Source organism: Zhouia amylolytica AD3, assembly GCF_000511935.2.
Classification (GTDB): domain Bacteria; phylum Bacteroidota; class Bacteroidia; order Flavobacteriales; family Flavobacteriaceae; genus Zhouia; species Zhouia amylolytica.
Window position 1 is genome coordinate 1 of the sequence record NZ_AYXY01000011.1, and the last position, 4055, is coordinate 4055.

A 4055-nucleotide genomic window follows, 5' to 3' on the forward strand; every position below is an offset into this window, starting at 1 on the left:
CTGCAAGCTAAAAAAGAAACTTAAAAAAATATGACTACACAAATACATAAATGTTTTATTGCCTCTCCTGGTGACACAATTAAAGAAAGAGAAATATGTACTAAAATCATTAATGAAATTAACAGGTCTATAGGTCAATCGTATAATTTCAGAGTAGATACTTTGAAATGGGAAGAAAACACAAGACCTAGTATTGGTGAATACAGCCAAAAAATAATCTCACAACAAATTGGAAATGAATATGACATATTTATTGGAATAATGTATAAGAAGTTTGGCACGAAAACAAAATCTGCTGATTCAGGAACAGAAGAAGAATTTAATAACGCTTTTGATAAATATAAAAATTCAGAAGATGTTGAAATTATGTTCTACTTTAATGACGAGCCTACTAAACTAAGTCAAATTGATACGGATCAATATGAAAAAGTCAAATTATTTAAACGAAAAATTGCAGAATTAGGTGTTTATTACTGGAATTATGATGGATTTGAAAATTTTGAAGAAAACTTAAGAAATCACTTATATGATTACTTTCTAAACAAATATAATAACACTTCAAATTCAAGTCATACAGAGAACTTAAAGGATTCAATTAGAAAAATATTATCTAATCGTTTAAATGAATCATTATCTGCATTTTCTGATCAACCACTAGTATGGACTGAACCAATTCTTAGTCATACTAATGATATTTCAGAAAATCCAAACGAAAATTTTGAAAGACGTATTGAAATAGAAGATTTTATAAATAATATAGAATCAACAATAATTAAAGCTCCGCCACAATTTGGTCTCACTTGCTTATCTCATTACCTTATCAAACAAGCGTGGGAAAAGGATAAATTGTGGACTTATATTAATTTTAATGAATCAAAAGAACATAATGTTCACAAAAAAGCAATTCAAAACATTCGCTCATTAGGTTTAGAAGATCGTAAAATCGATTGTATAATACTAGATTCTTGGAATATTTTTGAAAAATCAGCATTCAAGATTTTAAGAAATCTGAGTACTGAATATCCTGATATTCCAATTATTGTAATGGAAACAATTGATGATTCAAAATTTAAAAATAAGATTGACAATGAAAATGTAGGTAGGGAATTTAAAACAGCTCATTTACTTGCACTTCCTAGAACCCAAATTAGAAAAGTTGTATCAGATTATAATAAGAGTAAAGGTATTGGTGAAGAAGATATAGTTTTAAACAAGGTTATTTCTGATTTAGAATGTTTAAATATTCATAGAACACCTATGAATTGCTTAACACTCTTAAAAGTTTCCGAAAAGTATTTTGATGAAAGTCCAGTTAATCGAACTCAAATGTTGGAAATGGTATTATTCGTCTTGTTCAATATGGTTGGAATACCGAAATATAAGACTAAACCAGATTTAAAGGATACCGAGTATGTTTTAGGTCACTTTTGTGAAGAACTAATAAGAGATGATAAATATGAATTTACTAGAGAGTATTTTTTAGCAAAACTAAAGGAATACTGTTCTAATAATTTGTTAGATTTAGAAGTAGAAATAGTATTTGACGTACTAATTAATAATAATATATTGATAAAAAGGGATGTAAATTATCTTTTCAGGTCATCATTTTGGATCTATTATTTTGCTGCAAAAAGAATGCATACAGATAAAGATTTTTCAGACTATATTTTTAACTCTGGTAAGTATGTAACATTTCCTGAAATAATTGAATTTTATACAGGTATTGATAGAAATAGAGATGATGCTCTAATTAAACTGTTAGCCGACCTAAAAGAGACCTGTGATTCAGTTAATAAAAAAGTTGGTATTCCTGATAACGTAAACCCTCTATTACACGCAAAATGGCATCCAGATGAGGAGCAAATAGAAAAAATGGAAGAAGAAGTAAATAACACTCTACAATCTTCAAATTTACCTGACAATGTAAAAGACCAAGTTGCAGATAAAAACTATAATCAAATAAGACCTTATGATCAGAGCATTCAAAACATTTTCAAAGAATATTCTTTGTATACATTAATGCAACAAATAAAGGCAACTTCAAGAGCTTTAAGAAATAGCGACTATATCTCACCAAATTTAAAAATTGAAGCATTACGTGAAATTCAAAGAAGTTGCGAACAAGTCTCTAAAGTTCTTTTTGCCTTATCGCCAGTCTTAGCTTTAAAAGGAAGGGCTGCATTTGGAGGAATTGGATTTATTGTATCTGATGACTTTGGTTCAACATTTAAAGACCGATTGAATATGATTTTACAAGTCAACCCGACTAATGTAGTTGGATTCTTTAAAGAAGATATATACTCAAGTAAAATGGGACCTCTATTATTTGAGGAATTTAAAAATGAGAAAAACGGATTAAAGAAACATTTTCTTGCTTTGTTAATATTATTTGAAAAGCCTAGAAACTGGAAAAATGAAATTGAAGATTATATAGTTTCGCTACATAAAAATTCATTTTTCCTATATGATACTATAAACAATTTAAAAGCCAAATATAGATACGGCTTTCTAAAACAGGAAGATATTGGTGCTTCAAAGTATCTAATTAAAATGGGGATTGCTAAAAATCATTTTGGAGATAAAAAACCTGGTTTACATAAAATTCAGCAGATAAATAATAAAGTAATTCCAAAACGAGAAAAATAAAGCCAGCAGGTAATAATGGTAGCTGTTGCACAAACCAATAATTTTATAAAAACAAGATCCAAATAAGCACTTTTTAGGGCTTTTATTTTACGCTTTAGTTTCGTTGCAAGTTAAAATTGAGAGGTTTAAAAAGGTGTAAAACGTGTTGTATGATAGTTTTTAAAGAAAAACAAACACCTTGCATACTTGACGATCCACTTTTTGTGTGTTTTTTAATGAATTTCAGGTTCTTTTAAAGGATGAAAGCAGGTTATCTCATTATTGGAATTTGATTATCTTACCGATAGAATCAAGGATAAGAAATAGGGTTTTGTTTTTTTACGCAAAGATTCTGATAATAATTTAAGGTAAAGTTCCAATTTATTCAAGTTGCCCTATTGGTAGCCCTAAAAAATAAAAAAATGTAAAATAGGTGCTTTACAGGGTTTTTAAGTTCATGAGGCGAGGGTAATTAATGATGATTATAATAGCTTAAAATAAATAATAATGAAAAAATTATTAATTGTTTGTTTGCAACTCATTGTGCAAGTAACTTTTTCACAGGATACAAACTGCATTATGAAAAGTACTCAAAATTCAGAGTTGAATAAGTACCTTGGGACATGGGTGTATTCCAATGGAAACGAAACGTTTAAAATAAAACTTTTACCTTCAAGGTTTCCTCTTCCTGACGGAACTTATGAGAATATGATTCAGGGTTATCATTACTACGAAAAAGATGGAGTTATAGTTGAAAGTTCTTTTGACAAAATAACTACCGTTATTAATGATCATATTTATCCGGGCTCAACAATGGGAGGGGGGATCATTGAACACGTTTTAAGCATACACATAAAAGATATATCAAAAGACAAATATGGAATAGTAACTTTAAAATTAATAGAAGAAAATAAAATAAAATGGTCATTAAGAGAAAATAGCAATGAGACTGTAACGGTAGGAATGTCTGTTAAAAGATCAGAACAAGGTTTTTCTATGCCTTCTGAGATGATTTTAGAGAAGTCAACAAATAATTAATAATTTTCATATCTTTATAATGTCAAAGGATATCAAATTATATCTTTTAAGTTCTTTATTAGGTTTTAGTGTGCAATTAGGTGTGCATAAACAGGTGAAAGTTATTGAATAACAGTAAGAATAGGGTGTAAGGAGGTTTTAATTTAAGCCTGCCACCCCGACCAGAAAAGCTGAACTTAAGAGTTCAGCTTTTTTTATTTATCCTTAGCCGAAAATTTATTTTCGAGCGCAGGAATAAATAAAAAAAGATGCAAAGCGCGAGCTTTGTTCAGCGATGATGAGCAACGACCCCACTTCAGGATCACCGGAGGTAATCCATTGAATAAATCTTTCTATTTTTAGTTGGAGATGAGGTTAAAGCGCGAGCTTTGTTCAGCGATGATGAGCAACGA

The 4055-nt window shown here is 29.3% G+C and carries 2 protein-coding genes; both read left to right on the top strand.

What is annotated here, in order from left to right; genetic code table 11:
• The first annotated feature begins 30 nt into the window (after positions 1-30).
• A complete protein-coding gene (locus P278_RS03630) occupies positions 31-2646 on the top strand; it encodes an STAND family AAA ATPase (protein ID WP_051413386.1) in 2616 nt (871 codons plus the stop codon).
• Between the two features lie 486 nt (positions 2647-3132).
• Entirely contained in the window at positions 3133-3663 is a 531-nt protein-coding gene (locus P278_RS03635) for a DUF6705 family protein (RefSeq protein ID WP_038262544.1), read from the top strand.
• The last annotated feature ends 392 nt before the right edge of the window (positions 3664-4055 follow it).

Bases quoted from the DNA above. Each gene is read 5' to 3' on its own strand.
- P278_RS03630 (WP_051413386.1), top strand. From the start codon at position 31: ATGACTACACAAATACATAAATGTTTTATTGCCTCTCCTGGTGACACA.
- P278_RS03635 (WP_038262544.1), top strand. From the start codon at position 3,133: ATGAAAAAATTATTAATTGTTTGTTTGCAACTCATTGTGCAAGTAACT.